This window comes from Streptomyces sp. NBC_01476 (assembly GCF_036227265.1).
GTDB lineage: Bacteria > Actinomycetota > Actinomycetes > Streptomycetales > Streptomycetaceae > Actinacidiphila.
The window spans coordinates 6,581,615-6,603,154 of the sequence record NZ_CP109446.1; the positions used below are offsets into that span (position 1 = coordinate 6,581,615).

Annotated in this window: 20 protein-coding genes; 16 read left to right on the top strand and 4 right to left on the bottom strand. The window is 71.7% G+C overall.

From position 1 onward, the window contains the following. Positions 1-22: 22 nt before the first annotated feature. Positions 23-1,030: a carbohydrate ABC transporter permease gene (locus OG552_RS28755; RefSeq protein ID WP_329137820.1), complete on the bottom strand. Its 1,008-nt coding sequence runs from the start codon at positions 1,028-1,030 to the stop codon at positions 23-25. Positions 1,031-1,043: 13 nt separating this feature from the next. Further along, complete coding sequence (locus tag OG552_RS28760) at positions 1,044-2,393, bottom strand: ABC transporter substrate-binding protein (protein WP_329137822.1); 1,350 nt, start codon at positions 2,391-2,393, stop codon at positions 1,044-1,046. Between the two features lie 149 nt (positions 2,394-2,542). Here OG552_RS28760 and OG552_RS28765 point away from each other — a divergent pair, with 149 nt between their 5' ends. From OG552_RS28765 to aroA, 5 genes are all read left to right on the top strand, one after another. After that, a complete protein-coding gene (locus OG552_RS28765; RefSeq protein WP_329137824.1) occupies positions 2,543-3,859 on the top strand; it encodes an ROK family transcriptional regulator in 1,317 nt (438 codons plus the stop codon). Between the two features lie 76 nt (positions 3,860-3,935). Further along, on the top strand, positions 3,936-4,757 hold the full coding sequence (locus tag OG552_RS28770; RefSeq protein ID WP_329137825.1) for an AIM24 family protein: 822 nt from the start codon (positions 3,936-3,938) through the stop codon (positions 4,755-4,757). Positions 4,758-5,102: 345 nt separating this feature from the next. Further along, complete coding sequence (locus OG552_RS28775) at positions 5,103-5,726, top strand: bifunctional 4-hydroxy-2-oxoglutarate aldolase/2-dehydro-3-deoxy-phosphogluconate aldolase (RefSeq protein WP_329137827.1); 624 nt, start codon at positions 5,103-5,105, stop codon at positions 5,724-5,726. A 126-nt stretch (positions 5,727-5,852) separates the two neighbouring features. Then, complete coding sequence (locus OG552_RS28780; protein ID WP_329137829.1) at positions 5,853-7,043, top strand: cytochrome P450 family protein; 1,191 nt, start codon at positions 5,853-5,855, stop codon at positions 7,041-7,043. 267 nt (positions 7,044-7,310) lie between these two features. Further along, entirely contained in the window at positions 7,311-8,546 is a 1,236-nt protein-coding gene (aroA, locus tag OG552_RS28785; protein WP_329137830.1) for a 3-phosphoshikimate 1-carboxyvinyltransferase, read from the top strand. Positions 8,547-9,036: 490 nt separating this feature from the next. Here the strand turns inward: aroA and OG552_RS28790 are convergent, their stop codons facing one another. After that, the gene (locus tag OG552_RS28790) at positions 9,037-10,311 is read right to left on the bottom strand and encodes a hypothetical protein (RefSeq protein WP_329137831.1); all 1,275 of its coding nucleotides are present in this window, start codon (positions 10,309-10,311) and stop codon (positions 9,037-9,039) included. Positions 10,312-11,249: 938 nt separating this feature from the next. Between OG552_RS28790 and OG552_RS28795 the strand changes: the two genes are divergently transcribed. The 10 genes from OG552_RS28795 (at position 11,250) to OG552_RS28840 (ending at position 20,287) form a co-directional block, all read left to right on the top strand. After that, the gene (locus OG552_RS28795; RefSeq protein ID WP_329137833.1) at positions 11,250-11,606 is read left to right on the top strand and encodes a DUF805 domain-containing protein; all 357 of its coding nucleotides are present in this window, start codon (positions 11,250-11,252) and stop codon (positions 11,604-11,606) included. A gap of 300 nt (positions 11,607-11,906) precedes the next feature. Then, entirely contained in the window at positions 11,907-12,947 is a 1,041-nt protein-coding gene (locus tag OG552_RS28800; protein ID WP_443071063.1) for a sugar ABC transporter substrate-binding protein, read from the top strand. Then, positions 12,944-13,993, top strand: a complete 1,050-nt coding sequence (locus OG552_RS28805) for an ABC transporter permease (protein WP_329137835.1) — start codon at positions 12,944-12,946, stop codon at positions 13,991-13,993. The genes OG552_RS28800 and OG552_RS28805 overlap by 4 nt, the downstream gene beginning before the upstream one ends. Positions 13,994-13,998: 5 nt before the next feature. Further along, positions 13,999-14,868, top strand: a complete 870-nt coding sequence (locus OG552_RS28810; RefSeq protein WP_329141231.1) for an ATP-binding cassette domain-containing protein — start codon at positions 13,999-14,001, stop codon at positions 14,866-14,868. After that, positions 14,865-16,013 (top strand): ROK family glucokinase, encoded by a 1,149-nt coding sequence (locus tag OG552_RS28815; RefSeq protein WP_329137837.1) that lies wholly within the window; start codon positions 14,865-14,867, stop codon positions 16,011-16,013. Before OG552_RS28810 ends, OG552_RS28815 begins: the two co-directional genes overlap by 4 nt. Positions 16,014-16,366: 353 nt before the next feature. After that, positions 16,367-16,978 carry a hypothetical protein gene (locus OG552_RS28820; RefSeq protein ID WP_329137839.1) on the top strand — a complete coding sequence of 204 codons (612 nt, stop codon included), beginning with the start codon at positions 16,367-16,369 and terminating at the stop codon, positions 16,976-16,978. A 66-nt stretch (positions 16,979-17,044) separates the two neighbouring features. After that, positions 17,045-18,355 carry a bifunctional 3-oxoadipate enol-lactonase/4-carboxymuconolactone decarboxylase PcaDC gene (gene pcaDC / locus OG552_RS28825; RefSeq protein WP_329137841.1) on the top strand — a complete coding sequence of 437 codons (1,311 nt, stop codon included), beginning with the start codon at positions 17,045-17,047 and terminating at the stop codon, positions 18,353-18,355. A gap of 22 nt (positions 18,356-18,377) precedes the next feature. Further along, positions 18,378-19,010, top strand: coding sequence for an MBL fold metallo-hydrolase (locus OG552_RS28830; RefSeq protein ID WP_329137842.1), 633 nt, complete (start codon positions 18,378-18,380; stop codon positions 19,008-19,010). Between the two features lie 32 nt (positions 19,011-19,042). After that, a complete protein-coding gene (locus tag OG552_RS28835; protein WP_329137845.1) occupies positions 19,043-19,822 on the top strand; it encodes an exodeoxyribonuclease III in 780 nt (259 codons plus the stop codon). Positions 19,823-19,912: 90 nt separating this feature from the next. Then, positions 19,913-20,287, top strand: a complete 375-nt coding sequence (locus OG552_RS28840) for a DUF6278 family protein (RefSeq protein WP_443071064.1) — start codon at positions 19,913-19,915, stop codon at positions 20,285-20,287. A gap of 39 nt (positions 20,288-20,326) precedes the next feature. On the opposite strand, the gene OG552_RS28845 is transcribed toward OG552_RS28840, so the two are convergent. After that, positions 20,327-21,037, bottom strand: a complete 711-nt coding sequence (locus tag OG552_RS28845) for an MgtC/SapB family protein (protein ID WP_329137847.1) — start codon at positions 21,035-21,037, stop codon at positions 20,327-20,329. Positions 21,038-21,238: 201 nt separating this feature from the next. Between OG552_RS28845 and OG552_RS28850 the strand changes: the two genes are divergently transcribed. Further along, positions 21,239-21,490: a TfoX/Sxy family DNA transformation protein gene (locus OG552_RS28850; RefSeq protein ID WP_329137849.1), complete on the top strand. Its 252-nt coding sequence runs from the start codon at positions 21,239-21,241 to the stop codon at positions 21,488-21,490. Positions 21,491-21,540 lie beyond the last annotated feature (50 nt).

A 21,540-nucleotide genomic window follows, 5' to 3' on the forward strand; every position in this document is an offset into this window, starting at 1 on the left:
CGGCGACGGCTGGACCGGGACCCTAGGCATCGGCGTCGCCTCGCTTCCGGGACGTGAGCAGCAGATAGACCGCCGTCACCAGCAGCAGGAAGAGCAGCAGCAGCACGGACATCGCCGAGCCGGAGCCGAAGTTCCAGGTGATGAAGGACGACTGGTAGATGTGGATGGAGATCAGGTCGGCCGCGTGCGGCGCCGATTGACCGAACATCACATACGGCGTGTTGAAGTCGTTGAACGTCCACAGGAAGAGCACCAGGATCAGCACCTGGTTCACCGGCCGCAGCGACGGCATGGTGATCTTCCGGATCTGCTGCCAGACACCCGCGCCGTCCATCGCGGCGGCCTCGTACAGCTCGCGCGGGATGTTCTGCAGACCGGCCATCAGGCACAGGAAGGCGAACGGCCAGCCCTTCCAGACCGACACGATCACCAGGGCCCAGAAGCTGTTCGGGCCGATCAGCCAGAACGGCTTGTCCGAGGTGAGGTGCAGCTGATCGTGGAGGACGTGGTTCACCAGACCGGTGTCCTGCTGGAACATGAAGGTCCAGGTGATGACCGCGGTGTAGACCGGCAGCGCGTACGGCACCAGGAAGACCGCGCGCATCAGCGCCCGGCCGCGGAAGGCGTCCTGCATCAAGATCGCCGCCGCGGTGCCGATCAGCCAGCAGAAGCCGACCGACAGGATGGTGAAGCCGCAGGTCACCCAGAACGAGTGCAGCAGCGCCTCACCGACGGGCTGGTTGAACTTCACCGCCAGGCGGTAGTTGTCCAGGCCGGACCAGGGCGCGCTGCCCCAGTCCCTGATGAAGAACTGGGTCAGCCCTTTGAAGCTGATGATGATGCCGAACACCATGGGTATGAGGTGGATCAGCAGTTCGAGGATCAGCGCGGGGAACAGCAGCAGGTACGGCAGGCCCAGCTGGCGCAGCCGAACGGGGATACGCGGCCGGAGCCGGCCCCCGGCAGCGGGCTTCTTGCCGCTGGGGGGACCGGCCTCGGGAGCGCTCCGAGGAGGGGCGGTGGCAGTCATGGAGAGCCGATCCTTACGATGCGGGCATCTGCTGCTGCGCCTTGGTCAGCGCGGCCTTGACGGAGTCTTCGGTGACGCTCTTGCCGGCGGCTGCGTCAGCGAAGAGGTCCTTGACCGCGGTACCCACGAGCGTCTCGAACTGGCTCTCGTTGGGCACCTGCGGCAGCGGCGCGGCGGAGCTGCCGAGCACACCGGCGAGGACCTTCAGGTCGGGCGTCTGGAAGGCGGGGTCGCTCTGCGCCTCCTTGACCGGCGGCAGCGAACCGTAGGTCCCGTTGAGGATCTTCTGCTCGGGCGTGCTGGTCAGGAACTTGACCAGCTGCACCGCGGCGGCCTGGTGGCTGCTGTTCTTGAAGACCGCCAGGTTGATGCCGGCCACCATCGAGGTGATGCCGGCGTCGCCGGTCGCCCCCGCGGTCTGCGTCGGGACGGGCACCACGCCGTACTGATCGGGCGTCATGCCGTGCGCCTTGATGGAGGTCGCGGCGGACTGCCACATCATCATCGCGGCCTTGCCGGTGGCGAAGTCGGTGATGGTCTGGTTCTGCGCGTACTCCGCGTCGCCCTTGGCGGCGATCTTGTCCTGGGCGATGAAGTCGACGTACTGCTTGACCGCCGCGACGTTCTGCGGGGTGTCGAAGGTCGCCTTGCCGGACGCGTCGAACCAGTCCGAGCCGCGCTGCTTGGCCAGCACGAAGGCGTGGTGGATGTTCTCCGAGCCGTTGCCGCCCTCGACCGCCAGGCCGTAGTGGCCGCCGGTGGTCAGCTTCTTGCCGTCCGCGACCAGTTCGTCCCAGGTCTTCGGCGGCGTGGCGATGCCCGCGTCGGCGAACATCTTCTTGTTGTAGTACAGGCCGTACGCCATCGAGTACAGCGGCACCGCGGCCGGGTCCTTGCCGGCCGCGCCGGCGGAGGCTATCGCGGCGGGCGCGAAGCGGTCCTTGCCGCCGATCGCGGTGAAGTTCGCCGCGTCCCACGGCAGCAGCGCGCCGGTCGCCTGGAGCGAAGCGGACCAGGTGTTGCCGATGTTGAGCACATCGGGGCCCTGACCGGAGGTGGTCGCCGCCAGGATGCGGTTGAGCAGGTCCGCCCAGCCGATGACCTCCAGCTTGACCTTGATGCCGGTCTGCTGGGTGAACTTGTTGAGCTCCGGGGTGAGCACCTGCTTGTCGTTGTCCAGGCTGGTGCCCTGGTTGCTCGCCCAGTAGGTGATCGTCTGGCCCTTGAGACTGCCGGGTGCGGCGGAGGTCTTGCCGCTGCCGCCGTCGTCGTTGCCGCCACCGCAGGCGGAGAGCGTCAGACCGAGCGCGGCCACGAGGGCGGTGGCCGCGAGGAGTCTGCTGGAGGTGCTGGAGGTGCGCATACCGGTTCCCTCTCAGGGGGTGGGATCGCTTCAGGAAGTGAACAGCGCCTGTGCCTTAATTCAGGCCGTGATTTAACTTGTGAGAAAAGGTGGCGTCAAGACCCTGTGCAGCGATAGATTTCCGCGGGACGGCCTGGGAGGGAGACGCGATGGCAGAGCGCGGCAAGCGGACCGTGCGTGACCTGCGGCGGGGCAACCGTGCATCGCTTCTGCGTCATTTGTATTTCGAAGGCCCCCTGAGCCGTCAGGAGTTGGGGCGGGACACCGGCCTCAGCGCGGGTTCGATCAGCAATGTCGTGGGTGAACTGATCGCCGACGGGATGGTCGAGGAGGCAGGCGCCGTCGAGTCCGACGGAGGCCGCCCGCGGATCCTGCTCCAGGTCGCCGCCGGCTACGGATACGTGGTCGGCGTGGACGTCGGCGAGACCCGGGTGCGGGTCGAGCTCTTCGACCTCGCGCTCACCGAACGTGCCTCCGCCGACCTGCCGCTCTCCGACAGCGGCCATGACGTGGACCACGTGGTCCGGCTCGCCCTCGAAGGCATCGCGTCGGTGGTCAGGGAGGCCGGCATCGACGACAGCGAGGTGCTCGGCGTCGGCATCGGCGTCCCCGGCATCGTCGAACAGGGCGACTCCGGCTCCGCCGTCCCCGGCGCGGGCGAGGGCATCGTCGTACACGGCCAGACCATCGGCTGGGAGGCCGTCCCGCTCGGCCGGCTGCTGCGGGCCGGCACCGCGCTGCCGCTCTTCATCGACAACGGTGCCAAGACCCTCGGCCAGGCCGAGATGTGGTTCGGCGGCGGACGCGGCTCGCGCAACGTGGTCATCGCCCTGATCGGCTCCGGTGTCGGCGCGGCCGTCGTCGCCGACGGAAAGCCCTACCACGGCGCCAGCAGCAGCGCGGGCGAGTGGGGCCACACCACCCTGCGGGTCGGCGGCCGGACCTGCCGCTGCGGCTCCCGCGGCTGCCTGGAGGCGTACGTCGGCGCCGCGGCGCTCCTGGGCCGCTGGCCCGACGCCCCCGAGGGCGTCAGCGAGGAGAACGGGCTGGCCGCCCTGCTCGCCGCCGCCGACCACGACCCGCAGGCCGGCGCGCTGCTCGCCGAGGCCGCCGAGTACCTCGGCGCCGGCATCGCCGACCTGATCAACCTCTTCAACCCGCAGCGCATCGTGATCGGCGGCTGGGCCGGCCTGCTGCTCGGCCCCCGGCTGCTGCCCGCGGTCCGCGAGGTCGCCGCCGCCTACTCGCTCCACCACCCCTGCGCCCAGACCTCCATCGAGCTCGGCCGGCTCGGCGCGGACGCGGTCACCGTGGGTGCCGCCACCCTCCCGCTGGCCCGTTTCCTGGAGACCGGCGGCGAGCGTACGGTCCGGGTTCCCGCCGCTCAGGACGGTGCGCACGACGGCACCGAGCACTCCGAGCGCCCGGAGAGCTTGCGGAACCGAATCGCGCGGGCGGTACGTTGACCTGGCGGTGACTCCCGGTCCGTGAGCGACCAGGGGCACCCGCTCACGTATCCCGAGCACGACCTAGGAGCCCGCTGTGACCCTGCAGCAGCAGATCGTCGGCAACGCCATGCAGATGGCCGTCTGCACCCTGAACCCCGGCCAGACGGTGTACTGCGAGGCGGGCAAGTTCCTCTTCAAGACCGCCAACGTCTCCATGGAGACCCGGCTCGGCGGTCCCGGCAACCGCCAGCAGGGCGGCGCCCCCGGCCAGCAGGGCGCGGGCGGCATGGGCGGCCTGCTGCGGCAGGCCATGGGCACCGCCATGCAGGTCGGCCAGCGCGCGCTGGCCGGCGAGTCACTGGCCTTCCAGTACTTCACCGCCTCCGGCGGCGAGGGCACGGTCGGGTTCGCCGGGGTGCTGCCGGGCGAGATGCGGGCCCTGGAGCTCACCGGGTCGCGGGCCTGGTTCGCCGAGAAGGACGCCTTCGTGGCGGCCGAGGACACCGTCCAGTTCGGCATCGCCTTCGCCGGCGGCCGGCAGGGCATGAGCGGCGGCGAGGGCTTCATCCTGGAGAAGTTCACCGGCCGCGGCACCGTGATCATCGCCGGCGCCGGCAACTTCATCGACCTCAACCCGGCGGACTTCGGCGGCCGGATCGAGGTGGACACCGGCTGCATCGTCGCCTTCGAGGAGGGCATCCAGTACGGGGTCCAGCGGATAGGCGGCCTCAACCGCCAGGGGATCATGAACGCGGTCTTCGGCGGCGAGGGCCTCTCCCTCGCCACCCTTGAGGGCAACGGCCAGGTGATCCTCCAGTCCATGACGATCGAGGGCCTGGCCAACGCCCTCAAGAAGTCCCAGGGCGGCGACAAGCAGGGCCCCACCGGGGGGCTCTTCTCCACTCACGCGGGCTGACCCCCGCGCCGGCTGGCCCCCGCGCGGGCTTTCCCCTGCGCGGGGGACCCCCGCGCCGGCTGGCCCGATGCCGGCTGATCCCCATGCCGGGTGCCCGCGCCACGGCGCCCGGCGAAGGTCTCATGCTCCTCTCATGTCACGTTGAGGTGACAGCTGCCCTTGCGGCCTCCGTTACCGCCGCCCACAGCGAGTAACGTGCTGATCCCGTGCATCGCACCGCAGCCTTGCCCCGCACCCCGATCCGCCGCACCGCCGCCCGCCGCACCGCCGCCGTCCCGTCGCCACCGCCCCACGCACCCGCTGTCCCGCAGATCCGCAGACCCCGAGGAAGGTGGGCGATCCGCCGTGTACCGCTGGGAGACCACCCGGGCCGCACTGGCCCAGCGGGTATTCGCCACCATCCGCAGCGAGAGCTACGACCAGGCCGCCGCCACCGCCGACACCCTGCTCTCGGCGGGGCTGACCACCCTGGAGATCTCCCTCACCACCCCGTTCGCGCTGGAAGCCGTCACCACCTTGGTCCGTGAGGTCGGCGACGACGCGGTGATCGGCGCCGGCACCGTACTCGACCAGGTCTCCGCACGGATGGCGATCGAGGCCGGCGCCCGCTTCCTGCTCTCGCCCAACCTCGACGAAGAGGTGCTGCGCACCGGCCACCGGTACGGCATCCCGGTCTTCCCCGGTGTCGCCACCCCGACCGAGGCGGTCCGCGCCATGGAGATGGGCGCGGACGCGCTCACCCTCTACCCGGCCACCGCCTACACCCCGGACTGGGTGGTCGACGTGCACGCGATCATCCCGCAGGCCGCCCTGCTGCCGATCGGCGGCATCACCGTCTCCGCGGCCCCGCACTGGGTGGCGGCCGGCGCCGTCGCGGTCGGCATGGGCTCGTCGCTGACTGACGGTGACCGCGAGACGGTCACCAAGCGGCTGGCCGAACTGCTGGAGCGCCTCGCCGACGTGGCATGAGCGGCGGGCCGGCCTCCGCCGGACCGGCCCGTTCCCCCATTCGGCTTCCTCCTTGCGGGGGACGCGGTACCCAACCGACCCTGGCTACGGTGGCGGTGGTGGACACACACCGTCAGGGGGAAGTGCATGAGCGTCACCGGGATCGTCGATCTGTCCGCACTGGGCCGGGAGTTCGTCGCCGACCCGTTCGCCTTCTACGCCCGCCTGCGCGAGCAGGGACCACTGCACCGCGCCAACTCACCTTTACAGGGGGACATCTGGCTGGTCGTCGGTTATGAGGAGGCCCGCGCGGTCCTCGCCGATCCGCGCCTGAGCAAGGACTGGCGGACCGTCGTCCCCGACACCCAGGAGATCCCCAGCATCAGCGCCAACATGCTGGAGTCCGACGTCCCGGTGCACACCCGGCTGCGCAAGCTGGTGGCCCGTGAGTTCACCTCCCGGCGGATCGAGGCGCTGCGGCCCCGCGTCCAGGAGATCACCGACCGGCTGCTGGACGAGATGGCGCCGCGGACAAGCGCCGACCTCATCGAAGCACTCGCCTTCCCGCTCCCGATGACCGTCATCTGCGAGCTGCTGGGCGTGCCCGATCTGGACCGGGAGACCTTCAGCACCCTGTCCCGCAAGGCCATCGGCGAGAGCGACGGGTATGACGACGGGGCCGCCGCCACCGACCTGCTCAGCCGCTATCTGGCCGAACTCATCGAGGACAAGCGGCGCGGCGGCCCGCAGCCGGATCTGCTCAGCGCTCTCATCCGGGCCCGGGACGACGACGGCGACCAGCTGTCGGCCGCCGAACTCGTCGGCATGGCCTTCCTGTTGCTGGTCGCTGGTCACGAGACGACGGTCAATCTCATCGCCAACGGCGTGCTCGCGCTGCTGCGCCACCCCGACCAGCTCGCCGCGCTGCGCGCCGACCCCGGCCTGATGCCCGGCGCGATCGAGGAAATGCTGCGGTACGACGGCCCGTTGGAGAACGCCACCTTCCGCTTCACCCGCGAACCCACCGAGATCGCCGGTCGGCTGCTGCCCGCCGGGCAGCTGATAGCGGTAGTGCTGGCGGCGGGCGACCGCGACCCCGGCCGCTTCCCGTCCCCCGACACCTTCGACATCCGCCGGGAGACCCAGGGCCATCTCGCCTTCGGCCACGGTATCCACTACTGCCTCGGCGCCCCGCTCGCCCGCATGGAGGGGCAGATCGCCCTGACCTCCCTGCTGGCCCGCTGCCCCGGCCTGACGCTGGACGCCACCCCCGACGAGCTGACCTGGCGCTCCGGCCATCTGATGCGGGGCTTGCAGCGGCTTCCGGTGCGGTTCTAGGGCGGCGGGCGGCGGACCGGACGGGGCTCGGTCGGGGCGCGGGGATTGGCGGGGTGCGGGCCCGGCGGGTGCGGGCCCGCGGGAGCGGGCCGGCGGGAGCGGGTCTGGCGGGTGCGGGCCTGGCGGGCGCGGGCCGCATCGGGCAGGGGCCCGGCGGGGCGCGGAGCGTGGCCGGTCCCGGGCGGGAGCCGGCCCGCGGCGGGCGCGCCCTAAACTCGGCGGGGGGCCGCGCGGGCCCTCATCCGTAACCCCGCCAGGAGATCTCCCGTGACCGTCGTCGCCGTACCCGGTTCGAAATCGGTGACCGCCCGAGCCCTGTTCCTCGCCGCCGCGGCGGACGGTGTCAGCACGCTGCACCGCCCGCTGCTCTCCGACGACACCGACGGCTTCGCCGAGGGCCTGGCCGGCCTCGGGTACGACGTCGTGCGCGGCGCGCGGGAGTGGCGGATCACCGGGCGCCCGGCCGGCCCGGCCGTGGACGAGGCCGACGTCTACTGCCGGGACGCGGCCACCGCTGCCCGCTTCCTGCCCGCGCTCGCGGCAGCCGGCCACGGCACCTTCCGGTTCGACGCCTCCGCCCAGATGCGCCGCCGCCCGGTCGCCCCGCTGACCCGGGCGCTGCGGGAGCTCGGCGTGGACCTCACCCATGAGGAGGCCGAGGGCCACCTGCCGCTGACCGTCGTCGCCGACGGCATCAAGGGCGGCGCGATCGAGCTCGACGCGAGCCTGTCCTCGCAGTTCCTCACCGCCCTGCTGCTCACCGGCCCGCTCACCGCCGAGGGCCTGCGGATCAAGGTCACCGGCATCGTCTCGGTGCCGTACGTCGAGATCACGCTGGCGATGATGCGCCGCTTCGGCGCCGAGGTGACCCGCGACGGCGACACCTTCACCGTCGCGCCCGGCGGTTACCGCGCCACCGACTACCCGGTCGAGCCCGACGCCTCCACGGCGAGCTACTTCTTCGCCGCCGCGGCGCTCTCCGGCCGCACCGCGATCGTCCCCGGCCTGGGCACCGGCGCCCTCCAGGGCGACCTGCGCTTCGTGGACGTGCTGCGCGAGATGGGCGCCGAGGTGGAGATCGGCGAGGGCGCCACCACGGTGACCGGCACCGGGCGGCTCTCCGGTGTCACCGTCGCCATGCGGGACATCTCCGACACGATGCCGACCCTCGCCGCGATCGCTCCCTTCGCGGACGGCCCGGTCCGGATCGAGGACGTCTACAACACCCGGGTCAAGGAGTGCGACCGGCTGGAGGCGTGCGCGGAGAACCTGCGCCGTCAGGGCATCCGGGTGGAGACCGGCCGCGACTGGATCGAGATCCACCCCGGCACCCCGGCGCCGGTGGAGATCAGCTGCCACGGCGACCACCGGATCGCGATGAGCTTCGCGGTGGCGGGCCTGCGCACCCCCGGCACCACCTTCGACGACCCGGGGTGTGTGAAGAAGACCTTCCCTGAGTTCCATGAGTTCTTCGCCGGGATCCGGGAGCAGTGGGGCGTGTAGTCCCTGCCCGCCGCTCCTCGTGTGCGGGGGCCGACCCGCCGGCGGAAACGTTCCCCCCGACCGGAGCGGGACCGGGGGTTCTAGGGTGGGGGTGTTCACCGGCGAACCCGGAGGACAGCAGGCTGCGCTCGGTCGTCTTCTCCTGACTCTGCTGAGAGACCCGGCGAGCGCGATGCCTCCGGCCGCCGCCCGGCCTGACCCGGGCGGCGGCCGGGCGTACGGAGCGGTCCGCCGCCGTAGGCCCGGCCGGGTCTCAGACCCCGATCGGTGCCACCACCGGCTCCCGGTCCAGCACGATCCCGAAGTGCTCGCGGTAGGCGGCCGGCACCTGCTCCTCCCGCCCGGCCACCACGGCCCACTGGCCGCCACCCTCGCCGCGCCCGCCCTGACCCCCGCCGCAGCCTGCCGCTCCAGGGTCGGCTGAACCGTGGCCCTGGTCCGTCCGCTCGGTGCGCGCCGTCGCCGGCCGGCGGCGGCGCGGTGTCGCCGGTCAGGCGAACCGCGAACTGCGTACCGGGCCCGGGGAGTTCACGCGGTCCCGCGGGCCGGTGAGCCACGTCCCGCGTACCCGGGCCGCGAAGGCGGCCAGCAGTTCGTCCGGGTCCGGCGGGGTCTCCCCGTCACCCTCCTGCGGCGCGACCGGCGCCGCGCAGACCGCCTCGGCCAGCTCCGCCGCCGGCCGCGGATCCGGGACCGCCGGCACCCGCTCGCGCTCGGGGCCGAACCGCAACTGCGCCTCCCAGGGCGCGATGACCGTCTGTACCAGCAGCGTGTTCACGTCCGCGGAGACCGCGGGCGGCCGGGTCCAGCAGGTGGCGTGCTCGAACAGCACCTCCCTGGGGGCCCGTTCGCGCAGTGCCGGCAGCAACTCCGGTGCCGCCCTGGTCAGGTCGTACGCCACCACCAGCGCGTCCGCGGTCCCCGGCCGGTAGGGAGCGGCGGGGAGCCCCAGCAGCCGGGCCGCGGCCAGACCGAGCACCTGGCTGCCCCGGTCCGGCAGCAGCCCGACCGAGGCCGGCCACCGCCCGGTCGCGGCGAGCACCACCCGCAGCCGCTCCAGGCCGTACCTGCACGACTCCAGGCTGTCCTGCGCGAACGCCCAGCGGCCGGTCATGCCCTGCCGGAAGCCGTGCGGGGACAGGGTGCAGAGCAGGCCACCGGTGAGCGTGAAGTGCCACCCCCGCAGATCGGTGTTCCCGGCAGGCGCCGCGTCCGCCGCCCGCGCGAAGGTACGGCGGACACGGTCGGCGGCCGGCCGCCACCTCGCGTCGGCCGGCTCGCTCAGCCGGCCGAACACCTCCCGGGCGAGGGCTGGCTGACCGTCCATCAGCGCGTTGTGGACCAGCAGATACCGGTCCGGCCAGTCCGCCAGGACGGCGTCCTGCTCCCGCAGTGCCGTCACCGCCGCCGCATGCCGTTCGAGGTCTTCGAGCGCGACGGCCAACTGCACGACGACGGCGCGCCGGCCGCCTCCGGTCACCGACCGCTGCGCCTGCCGCAGCGCGGGCACCGCGGCCTCACTGACCCCGCGTCCGATGCAGGCGATGGCGAACGCGTACAACTCCTTTACGCCGTCCGGCCGTTCGACGAGCGCGCGGGACGCCTCGCCGAGGTCGTCGAACCCCGCCGGGCGGCTCAGCTCCGCCATCAGGGCGGCCGTCTCGCCCGGCGGCACGTGCTCGGCCGCGGACCGCAGCGCGCGCATCGCGCCCTTGGGGTCGCCGGACGCGAACAGCTCCCACGCCGTGGACAGTTCTGTGCTCATACGTCACCTCGGAAGACAGCCGGCGCGCCCCCGGGCACACCGGGGACCGGCCAACCGCAACCACTCGGGCCGCACTCAACGCACGGGGCGGAAACCGCCCTTCCCGTAGCCGTCGCTCATACCGCGATCATCGCGACCCCGGCCCCGCCCCGGCAACCGCATTTCCCCCGACCCGAACGGGCCACCTGCGGTGCGTCCTCGGGTGCCGCCATGGCGTGCGAGGAGATAGCGAGAGCGTTCGCGAACCGGTTTCCCGAAGCGATGGACCCCGGGCTGCGAGTCGCCGGCGACAGTCGCTCCCGCTTCGACCACTACCGGGTGCTGAACGGGGGTCCGGGGTCAGGCACAGTATGCGGCGACCGCGTCCTCGGCCGTCGGTCTGACCGCTGGGGAGATCGAGGCCATTGACCAGGACCGGCCGGTCCCGATCGGCGCCGCCTGCCGGCGGTTCCTGGAGGTGGCCGGTGGCGGCATCGGCCTTTTCCTGGCGGGCGGCGACATTTTCCACCCTGCGGTGCCGGGTGTGCGATGAGCCGCCGGCGGGCTGCTGGCGGAGAACAATTCCGTGGTCACCCTGACTTCCACGGACAGGGTCGTTCTTTCGACTTCCTGCGGGGCGCCGGAGCCGATTCCGAAGTATGGACCTACGACGAGATCCGGGAGGCCGAACCGGTGCCATTCCGTAACGCCCGGACGCTCACCGACCGGCTCCGGAATCACGCCGAGCGGCACCGCGGGTTGTGAGGCGGAGCCGGCGGGCTGCCGGGGCAGTTCATTCGGGGTGACTCTCCTGTGCCCCGACGCCGATGGCGATACCTTGCCGTGTCAAAAGATCTTCTTGACCCGGGGAGGTGAGGACCCATATGGTCTGCTGGCCCAGTCGCCGCTGAAGGCGGCTTGACGGCCTGTCGAAAGAACGGTCCTTGGGGGGACTCGCTGTGCGGTGGTATGTCGACGTGTTCAAGAAGTATGCCGTTTTCGAGGGGCGCGCCCGCCGCAGGGAGTTCTGGATGTACTCCTTGTTCGACGCGGTCGTACTCGTCCTGCTGTTTCTCATCGGTCTCCAGACGGATATCGGGGCCCCCTTCCAGATCTACGTGCTGGCGACCTTCGTTCCCCGTCTTGCCGTGCTTGTACGGCGCCTGCACGACACGGGTCGCTCCGGTTGGTCGCTCCTGATCGGCATTGTCCCGGTCGTCGGGATCATCGTTGTTCTGCTATTCCTTTCCAGCGGCAGTTTTTGGGCGACGAACCAGTACGGGCCCAATCCCAAGGACGTTCCCGTCTACGGTTAGCCTCGATTCGTCCGCGGCGAGCAGCCAGCCGCGGTTCACCTCCCACGAGGGGGACGGCAGTCGCGGTCATCGCGTATTTGCAACCCGGCGACGCCCCACCCCCTCGCTCCGCCCCCGCTCCCCCCGCCACCCCCTCCCCCCGACCCCTTGACGGATACTTGGCCCGCCGGGATGGTCGCTCGAAGCACTTCACAGCTTCAGCAGCCCACACAGCACGCGCAGCCCACCCACCACGTGTGCTACGCGCGCAACCACCACCCCGGCTGCACCAGGAACAGCACGGAAAGGCAGGGCCGCCACGTGGCGAAGGCAGGGTCGGGAACGACGGTACGGCGGGGGGTCACCGCCAGGCGGCTGCTCGGCGTGGCACTGGCGGCGGTGCTCGCCGCGACCGCGCTGGCCGGCTGCAGCAGCACCGGCGGCAAGCGTGCGGAGGACCGCGCCAAGAAGCTCGCCGCGAACGGCTCGGCGGTGAACACCCCGCACTGGACCTTCGCGATGGTCACCCACTCGGGAGCCGGCGACTCCTTCTGGGACATCGTGCAGAGCGGCGCCAAGCAGGCCGCCGCCAAGGACAACATCAAGTTCGTCTACTCCAGCAGCGACCAGGCCAACGAGCAGGCACAGCTCGTCCAGGCCGCCATCGACAGCCATGTGGACGGGCTGGTGGTCACCCTCGCCAAGCCCGACGCGATGAAGGCCGTGGTGGCCAGGGCCGAGAAGGCCGGCATCCCGGTGATCACCATCAACTCCGGCTCCGAGGAGTCCGCCGAGTTCGGCGCGATCACCCACATCGGCCAGGACGAGACCATCGCCGGACAGGCGGTCGGCACCGAACTGGACAAGCGCGGCAAGAAGCACGCCCTGTGTGTGCTGCACGAGCAGGGCAACGTGGGCCACGAGCAGCGCTGCGCCGGCGTCAAGGACACCTTCTCCGGCACCATGGACAAGCTCTACGTCAACGGCACCAACATGCCCGACGTGCAGTCCGCGATCACCGCAAAGCTCCAGTCCGACAAGTCCATCGACGCGGTGGTCACTCTCGGCGCGCCCTTCGCCGCCACCGCCGCCAAGTCCAGGAGCGAGGCCGGCTCCACGGCCGAGATCGACACCTTCGACCTCAACGCGCAGGTCGCCACCTCGCTCAAGGACGGCACCATCGGTTTCGCCGTCGACCAGCAGCCGTACCTCCAGGGGTACGAGGCGATCGACCTGCTGTGGCTCTACCGCTACAACGGCGACACCCTCGGCGGCGGCAAGCCGGTCCTCACCGGCCCGCAGATCGTCACCAAGGACGACGCCGACGCCCTGCTCAGCTACACCAAGCGGGGCACCCGATGAGCGTGCTGACCGCCAACGACCCGGGTGAGCTGGACGAACGGCTCGCGCCGCGCTCGCTGACCCGGCGGCTGCTGGGGCGGCCGGAACTCGGCGCGGTGGTCGGCGCCGCGGCCGTCTTCGTCTTCTTCTCGATCGTTGCCGATTCGTTTCTGCAGGCGTCGAGCCTGGGCACGGTGCTCTACGCGTCCTCCACCATCGGGATCATGGCGGTGCCGGTGGCGCTGCTGATGATCGGCGGCGAGTTCGACCTGTCGGCCGGTGTGATGGTGACCAGCTCCGCGCTGGTCTCCTCGATGTTCAGCTACCAGATGACCGCCAACGTCTGGGTTGGCGTCGGTGTCTCGCTGCTGGTCACGCTGGCGATCGGTGCCTTCAATGGCGTCATGCTGGTCCGCACCAGACTGCCCAGCTTCATCATCACGCTGGGCACCTTCCTGATGCTCACCGGCCTCAACCTCGGGGTGACGAAGCTGATCAGCGGCACCGTCTCCACCAAGTCGATCGGTGACATGGAGGGCTTCCCGACCGCCCGTGACCTGTTCGCCTCGCACTGGACGGTCGGCTCGGTCGACCTCCAGGTGACCATCCTGTGGTGGCTGGGCCTGGTCGCGGTCGCCACCTGGGTGCTGCTGCGCACCCGCGCGGGCAACTGGATCTTCGCGGCCGGCGGCAACGCGGAAGCGGCCCGCGCGGTCGGCGTCCCGGTGGCCCGTACCAAGGTCGGGCTCTACATGGCGGTCGCCTTCTGCGCCTGGATCTCCGGGCAGCACCTGCTCTTCTCGTTCGATGTGGTGCAGTCCGGCGAGGGCGTCGGCAACGAGTTCCTGTACATCATCGCGGCCGTCATCGGCGGCTGCCTGATGACCGGCGGCTACGGCAGTGCCTTCGGCTCCGCGGTCGGCGCGTTCATCTTCGGCATGACCAGCAAGGGCATCGTGTACGCGCAGTGGAACCCGGACTGGTTCAAGTTCTTCCTCGGAGTGATGCTGCTGATCGCCACCCTGCTCAACGCGGTGGTCCGGTTGCGGGCGGAGGCCAACAAGTGAGCACCCTGACCGCCACCGACCGGTCCCGGCGGGTCCCGCTGGTCGAACTGACCGACGTCTCCAAGTCCTACGGGAACGTCCTGGCCCTGCGGGGCGTCTCCCTCGAAGTGCACGCCGGAGAGATCAGCTGCGTCCTGGGGGACAACGGAGCGGGCAAGTCCACCCTGATCAAGATCATCGCCGGGCTGCACCCGCACGACTCCGGCCGTTACGCGGTCGAGGGCGAGGAAGTCCGGCACACCTCACCCCGGCAGGCCCTGGACCGTGGTATCGCCACCGTCTACCAGGACCTCGCGGTGGTCCCGCTGATGCCGGTGTGGCGGAACTTCTTCCTCGGCTCCGAGCCCACCAAGGGCCGCGGGCCGCTGCGCCGGCTGGACACCGCCACCATGCGCGGCACCACCCGGCAGGCGCTGCTGCGGATGGGGATCGACCTGCGGGACGTCGACCAGCCGATCGGCACTCTGTCAGGTGGCGAACGCCAGTGCGTGGCCATCGCCCGCGCGGTGCATTTCGGTGCGAGGGTTCTGGTACTCGACGAACCGACCGCCGCACTGGGCGTCCGGCAGTCCGGAATGGTGCTGAAGTACGTGGCCGCGGCCCGGGACGCGGGCCTCGGGGTGGTGCTGATCACCCACAATCCGCACCACGCCTACCTGGTCGGTGACCGTTTCGTCCTGCTCAAGCGCGGCACCATGTCGGGCAGCCACCTCAAGCGGGACATTACGCTTGACGAGCTGACCCGGGAGATGGCCGGAGGCAGCGAGCTTGACGAGCTGACCCATGAACTGAGCCGTACGACGCCCGACCCGACTGAGGAAGGGGAACCGCGCCGTACATCCACCGACAGCACTGACCCGGAGATCAACGCTTGAGTGCCAATCGTGAACGTGTCTACCGCGGCGGCGCCGCCCGGGCCACGGTGTGGCAGAACGTCGGCATGCGCGACCGCAGGGAGCGCCGCTCGCATCTGACCGCGCCCCGTGTCCCCACTGTCGGCATCGACATCGGCGGCACCAAGGTGATGGCCGGGGTGGTGGACGCGGACGGGACCATCCTGGAGAAGATCCGCGCCGAGACGCCGGACAAGTCCAAGAGCCCCAAGGTCGTCGAGGACACCATCGTCGAGCTGGTGCTCGACCTGTCGGAGCGGCACGACGTGCACGCGGTCGGCATCGGTGCCGCAGGATGGGTGGACGCCGACCGCTCCCGGGTGCTCTTCGCCCCGCACCTCGCCTGGCGCGACGAGCCGCTGCGCGAGCGCCTGGCCGAACGGCTGCTGGTGCCGGTGATGGTCGACAACGACGCCAACACCGCCGCCTGGGCCGAGTGGCGGTTCGGCGCCGGCCGCGGCGAGAGCGACCTGGTGATGATCACCCTCGGCACCGGCATCGGCGGCGCCATCCTGGAGGACGGTCACGTCAAGCGGGGCCGTTACGGGGTGGCGGGCGAGTTCGGCCATATGCAGGTGGTGCCCGGCGGGCACCGCTGCGCCTGCGGCAACCGCGGCTGCTGGGAGCAGTACAGCTCCGGCAACGCGCTGGTCCGCGAGGCCAGGGAACTGGCCGCCCAGGACTCCCCGGTGGCGTACGGGATCATCGACCGGGTCGGCGGCAACATCCGCGACATCACCGGCCCGATGATCACCGAGCTGGCCCGCCAGGGCGACCCGATGTGCATCGAACTCTTCCAGGACATGGGGCAGTGGCTCGGCGTCGGCATCGCCAACCTGGCCGCCGCCCTCGACCCCTCCTGCTTCGTCATCGGCGGCGGCGTGAGCGCCGCCGACGACCTGCTGATCAACCCGGCCCGGGACGCCTTCCGGCGCAACCTCACCGGCCGCGGCTACCGTCCGGAAGCACGCATCGTCAAGGCCGAACTCGGCCCGGAGGCCGGCATGGTCGGCGCCGCGGACCTGGCCCGGCTGGTCGCCCGCCGCTTCCGCCGCGCCAATCGGCGGCGCGTCGAGCGGTACGAGCGCTACGGTCGGGTCTACGGGCGACAGGCGGCCGATTCATGACCGCGACCCCCGGGCAGCAGCACACCGCGCGGCTGCCCGGCCCCTCGTCGGAGCCCGGGGCGGCCGGGGAGAGCGAGGCGGATTCCGCCGATCCGGCGGATCCGGCAGACTTGCCCGGACAGCCGGGTCCGCCGGACGCGTCAGGGCCGGACGATCCGTTCGGCCCGGTCGCGGCAGGCGGCGGGGAAACGGTTCCGGCCGGTGCCCCGGAAGCGGCCGCGGACCCCGCCGGGTCCGCCGTGTCCCTGGAGTCCCCCGGAGCCACGGGGCCCAATGGGCCCAATGGCCTCACCGGAACCTCCGGGTCCACGGGATCCCCCGGGGCCCCCGAACCTTCCGACCCCTCCGAGCAGATGAGCCCCTCGCAGACCATCCCGCCCCAGCACTCCGCAGCCGGCACCGGCCACCCCCGGTCCGGCGACCCGCACGCCCCGCGCGACCTTCCGCGCTGGGTGCGCTGGACCGTGCTCCCGCTGCTGGTCGTGGTGCCCATCGGCTACGTCGCCATCTCCGCCGAGCAGAGCCGCGACAGCGGCATGGACAAGCAGCAGGAGGCCGCCGCCCGGCACCTGACCCGGCACTGGCCCAGCGGGCTGCAGCAGCGCATCTACCAGGTGGAGTTCCCGACCGAGTCCCACCACCCCGGCTACCTGGAGACCAACTCCTGGGACGTCAGCGTCTTCTACGCGCAGTTCAGCACCACCGCGGGCGGCCTGGACACCTTCCTGGCCAAGATCGGCACCAGCCGTACCGCGCTGCGCATGGGCAACACCGCGATCAGCCCCGCCCAGGCCAAGGCGGCCGGCTGGAACTTCGACGTCCCGCGCTCGTACGCCGGCGTCTCCCTGCACCAGGTCGGCGACAAGCCCGACCACGAGATCATCGTGGATCTGACCAACCCCGACGCTCCGACGGTGTACGTGGTGTCCACCGTCAACTTCCAGCACGGCTTCGGGGGCGGGTGATCCGCGGCTGCTCCGCGGCAGACCCCGCCCCCGCCGTCACTCGACAGCACTCGATAGCGTGAGGCGATGAGCGAGACGACCGACCAGGCCGCCCCCGTGTACGACACGTTCAGCGACGGGTACGACGACCGTGACGACCTGCTGCAGCCGCCGCTGCAGTACCGCTTCGACGGCCCCGACGACGCCCCGGTGCTCGTCCTGGGCCCGGCGCTGGGCTCGACCTGGCACATGTGGGACCGCCAACTGCCGGTGCTCGCCGGTGAGTGGCGGGTCCTGCGCTACGAGCTGCCAGGACACGGCGGCGCGCCCGCCGATCCCGCCTACTCGGTCGACGACCTGGCCAGGCGGCTGCTCGCGGTGCTCGACGACGAAGGCATCGACAGCTTCGGCTACGCCGGCTGCGGCCTCGGCGCGGCCATCGGCGCCCGGCTGGCCCTGCTGCGGCCGGACCGGGTCGCCGCGCTCGCCCTGGTCTCGGCCGCCGCCCGGTATGCCACCGCCGACGCCTGGCGGCAGCGCGGCGTCGTGGTCCGCGCCAACGGCCTGGACCGTACCGCCCACGCCACCCCCGAGCGCTGGTTCACCGAGGCGTTCCTGGCCACCCAGCCGGCCATCACCCAGTGGGCGGTGCAGATGGTCAGAAGCACCGACGCCGCCTGCTACGTGGCCGCCTGCGAGGCGCTGGCGGCCTTCGACATCCGCGACGACATCGGCGGCATCACGGTGCCGACCCTGGTGGTGGCCGGGGCCGACGACTCCGAGACCCCGCCCGCCGACGCCCGGCTGCTGGTGGCCGGCATACCGGACGCCCGGCTCGCGGTGGTCCCCGCGACCGGGCACCTCGCCCCTGTCGAGGAGCCGACCGCGGTCGGCGACCTGCTGGCCCGGCACTTCCGGGCCGCCTGGGCGGACCACACGCCGGCGCCCGCGCCCTTCGCGCCCGCCCCGCCGCCGGTCGCGCCCCGTACCCCCGTGCCCGCCGCGGCGCCCGCGGGACCCGACCAGTACGCCGAGGGCATGCGGCTGCGCCGCGAGCTCACCGGGGACGCCGAGGTGGACGCCGCGCTGGCCGGGGCCGAGGGCTTCGGCGCCGCGTTCGACACCTTCGCCACCCGCTACGCCTGGGGCGAGGTCTGGGGCCGTTCCGGACTCGACCGGCGCACCCGCAGCGTCATCACCCTCACCGCGCTGACCGCCCTCGGCCAGCTCGGCGAGATCGCCGAACAGACCCGCGCGGCCCTGCGCAACGGGCTGGCCGCGGCCGAGATCGAGGAGATCCTGCTGCACACCGCGGTCTACTGCGGACTGCCCGCCGCCAGGGCCGCCGTCGCCGCGGCCAGGACGGTGGTGGCGCAGGAGACGGGTGGGAAGGAATAGCCGGGCGTAGCAAGATGGAAGCATGAAGCTGACCAAGAAGCGCCATGCCTGCGTCCGGCTGCAGAAGGACGGCAGGACCCTTGTCATCGACCCGGGGGTCTTCAGCGAGGAGGACGCGGCGGTCGGCGCCGACGTCATCCTCGTCACCCACGAGCACCCCGACCACTTCAGCGAGGAACGGCTCCGTACCGGTCTGGAGAGCAACCCGGCGGCCGAGCTGTGGACGCTGGCCAGTGTCGCGGAGCAGCTCTCCGCCGCCTTCCCCGGCCGGGTGCACACCGTCGGCCACGGCGACTCCTTCACCGTCTCCGGGTTCGACGTCCAGGTCCACGGCGAACTGCACGCGGTGATCCACCCCGACATCCCCCGGATCACCAACGTCGGCTTCCTGGTGGACGGTTCGGTCTTCCACCCGGGGGACGCGCTGACCGTGCCGAACCACCCGGTCGACACCCTGCTGCTGCCGGTGCAGGCGCCCTGGAACAAGATCTCCGAGGTCATCGACTACGTCCGCGAGGTCAAGCCCCGCCGGTCGGTCGACGTGCACGACGCGCTGCTGGCCGACCTGGCCCGGCCGGTCTACGACCTGCAGATCGGCAGCCTCGGCGGCGCCGAGCACCTGCGGCTCGCCCCGGACGAGAGCACCGAGGACTGAGCCTGTCGGACCCAGCCGCTAGGTTGTCAGGCATGCGTATCGCGACCTGGAACGTCAACTCGATCACCGCCCGCCTCCCGCGGCTGCTGGCCTGGCTGGAGGGCAGCGGGACGGACGTCCTGTGTGTCCAGGAGACGAAGTCCACCGCCGAGCAGTTCCCGCACGCCGAGCTGCGCGCGCTGGGTTACGAGGCGGCCGTGGAGGCGAGCGGGCGGTGGAACGGCGTGGCGGTGATCTCCCGGGTGGGCCTGGACGACGTGGTGCACGGGCTGCCCGACGGGCCCGCGTACGAAGGCGTCCCGGAGCCGCGGGCGGTCGCCGCGACCTGCGGCCCGCTCCGCGTCTGGTCGGTGTACGTGCCCAACGGCCGCGAGGTCGACCACCCGCACTTCGCCTACAAGCTGCGCTGGTTCGAGGCGCTGCAGGCCGCGGTGGCCGGCGACGCGGCCGGGGACCGCCCGTTCGCGGTGCTCGGCGACTACAACGTGGCACCCACCGACGACGACGTCTTCGACCCCGCGGCCTTCGAGGGTCTCACCCATGTCACCCCGGCCGAGCGGGCCGCGCTGGCCGCGCTGCGCTCCACCGGCCTGACCGACGTGGTGCCGCGCCCGCTGAAGTACGACCGCCCGTACACCTACTGGGACTACCGGCAGCTGGCCTTCCCCAAGAACCGCGGGATGCGGATCGACCTCGTCTACGGCAACGCGGCCTTCGCCAAGGCGGTCTCCGACGCGTATGTGGACCGCGAGGAGCGCAAGGGCAAGGGCGGCTCCGACCACGCGCCGGTGGTGGTCGACCTCGATCTCTAGACCGGCGCCGGGCCGGATACCGGCCTCGGCCGGACGCGGGTCCGGCGGTGTCGGTGGTCGGCGGCGGCCGGGGATGCGACGCTGAGCGGTATGGACAACTCACCGGACGACTCCGGTATCCGCGAACTCCTCGGCGAGAACGAGCTGCTGCGGGCCCGCGCCGCCGACGACGCAGTGGAACTCGACGGCTCCGCAGGCTCGTTGGCGGCCCTCGACCAGCTCGTGCCCAGCTGGCGGGAGGACCCGGAAGCACTCACCGAACTCGGCAACGACGCCGGCCTCTACCTGGGCACGGTGATCGTCAACACCGTGCCCGGCGCGGCCTGGCAGATCTGGCCGGACGGCCGCCCGACCGTGCGGCTCGCCTCCGGCCGGGAGATCGACACGGTCGAACTCGGCCACTCCTGGGCCGAACACGGCAGCCCGGAACTCTCCCAGGTCCAGGCCGAGGCCGCCGAGGACTAGGACTGCCGCCCACGTCCCCGACCTCACCGGGCAGTACAGCTAGTCGCTGGGGGAGTCCTGGCTGGTGCTGACGCCCCGCACCCCTTCGATCTCGGAGAGCACCGTGGCCAGCTCCACCACCGGCCGCTGGCCCTGGACGGTGAGATGCACGGTCACCTCTCCGCGGTGCTCGTCGTGCTCCGCGGAGAGGTCGATCACGTTGTAGCCCATGTCGGTGCAGGTGCTCAGCGCGGTGCGCAGCACCCCGCGGCCGTCCTCGTACTCCAGCCGCAGCCAGGCCGGCACCCGGGTGGAGCCGGGGATACGGGCGGCCAGCGGGACGAAGCCCAGCACGATCAGGAAGTGGCCGGCGGTCACCGCCAGCGCGAGCACCGGCAGCCCGGCCCCCGCCGCCATGCCGACCGCCGCGGTGATCCACACCACCGCCGCGGTGGTCAGGCCGCGCACCATGTCCTGGCGGACGAAGATCAGCCCGCCGCCGATGAAGCCGATCCCCGACACGATCTGCGCGGCCACCCGGGACGGGTCAAGCACCGTCTCCCCGCCCAGCACGTCGCTGAAGCCGTACTTCGACACCAGCATGATCAGCGCGGCACCGACGCCGACCAGCGTATGGGTGCGCAGGCCCGCGCTCTTCTGCCGCACCTCGCGTTCCAGGCCGATCGCAGCGGAGAGCACGAACGCCAGTCCCAGATCCCCGATCTGCGACCAGCCCTGCCCCGTCGTCTGGCCCCAGCTCGCCAATTCCATGCCCGCGATGGTAGCCACGGCGCGCCACGCCGTGGTCGGGGCGGCACCGCCCCGACCACGGGCCCCTCGGCATCTGCCAGCACACCGTCACCACCGTGGGGGACCGCCACGGGCGTGTCAGCCGGAGATCTCCCGGCCACACACCACTGTCCGTGCATGATGGCGCCGAACGCACCCACCAGCTTGTACCGGAGGCACCACGTGGACTCCCTTCAGCAGCTGCCGAACATCGGGGCGGTGCTCGCCGACCGCCTGCGCCGTGCGGGCGTCGACGACGCCGGCGAACTGCGCCGGCTGGGCTCCGGCCGCGCATTCGAGAAGATCAGCCCGGACCTCCCCGAGGACGCCCGCACCCACACCCTGCTGGCGCTGGAGGGCGCCCTGCGCGGCATGCGGTGGACCGCCATCCCGCAGACCGAGCGCGACACCCTGGTCAACCGCGTGCTCGGCTGACCGCCCCCGGGCCGCCGCGGCCCCCCTTTCCGCAGCCTGTCCTGTTTGTC

Excerpts from the sequence above, each read along its gene's own strand:
- OG552_RS28805 (WP_329137835.1), top strand. The coding sequence starts at position 12,944 with ATGAGCGTGCTGACCGCCAACGACCCGGGTGAGCTGGACGAACGGCTC.
- OG552_RS28760 (WP_329137822.1), bottom strand. The coding sequence starts at position 2,393 with ATGCGCACCTCCAGCACCTCCAGCAGACTCCTCGCGGCCACCGCCCTC.
- OG552_RS28780 (WP_329137829.1), top strand. The coding sequence starts at position 5,853 with ATGAGCGTCACCGGGATCGTCGATCTGTCCGCACTGGGCCGGGAGTTC.
- OG552_RS28820 (WP_329137839.1), top strand. The coding sequence starts at position 16,367 with ATGAGCCCCTCGCAGACCATCCCGCCCCAGCACTCCGCAGCCGGCACC.
- OG552_RS28790 (WP_329137831.1), bottom strand. The coding sequence starts at position 10,311 with ATGAGCACAGAACTGTCCACGGCGTGGGAGCTGTTCGCGTCCGGCGAC.
- OG552_RS28835 (WP_329137845.1), top strand. The coding sequence starts at position 19,043 with ATGCGTATCGCGACCTGGAACGTCAACTCGATCACCGCCCGCCTCCCG.
- OG552_RS28765 (WP_329137824.1), top strand. The coding sequence starts at position 2,543 with ATGGCAGAGCGCGGCAAGCGGACCGTGCGTGACCTGCGGCGGGGCAAC.
- pcaDC (WP_329137841.1), top strand. The coding sequence starts at position 17,045 with ATGAGCGAGACGACCGACCAGGCCGCCCCCGTGTACGACACGTTCAGC.
- OG552_RS28840 (WP_443071064.1), top strand. The coding sequence starts at position 19,913 with ATGGACAACTCACCGGACGACTCCGGTATCCGCGAACTCCTCGGCGAG.
- OG552_RS28845 (WP_329137847.1), bottom strand. The coding sequence starts at position 21,037 with ATGGAATTGGCGAGCTGGGGCCAGACGACGGGGCAGGGCTGGTCGCAG.
- OG552_RS28830 (WP_329137842.1), top strand. The coding sequence starts at position 18,378 with ATGAAGCTGACCAAGAAGCGCCATGCCTGCGTCCGGCTGCAGAAGGAC.
- OG552_RS28755 (WP_329137820.1), bottom strand. The coding sequence starts at position 1,030 with ATGACTGCCACCGCCCCTCCTCGGAGCGCTCCCGAGGCCGGTCCCCCC.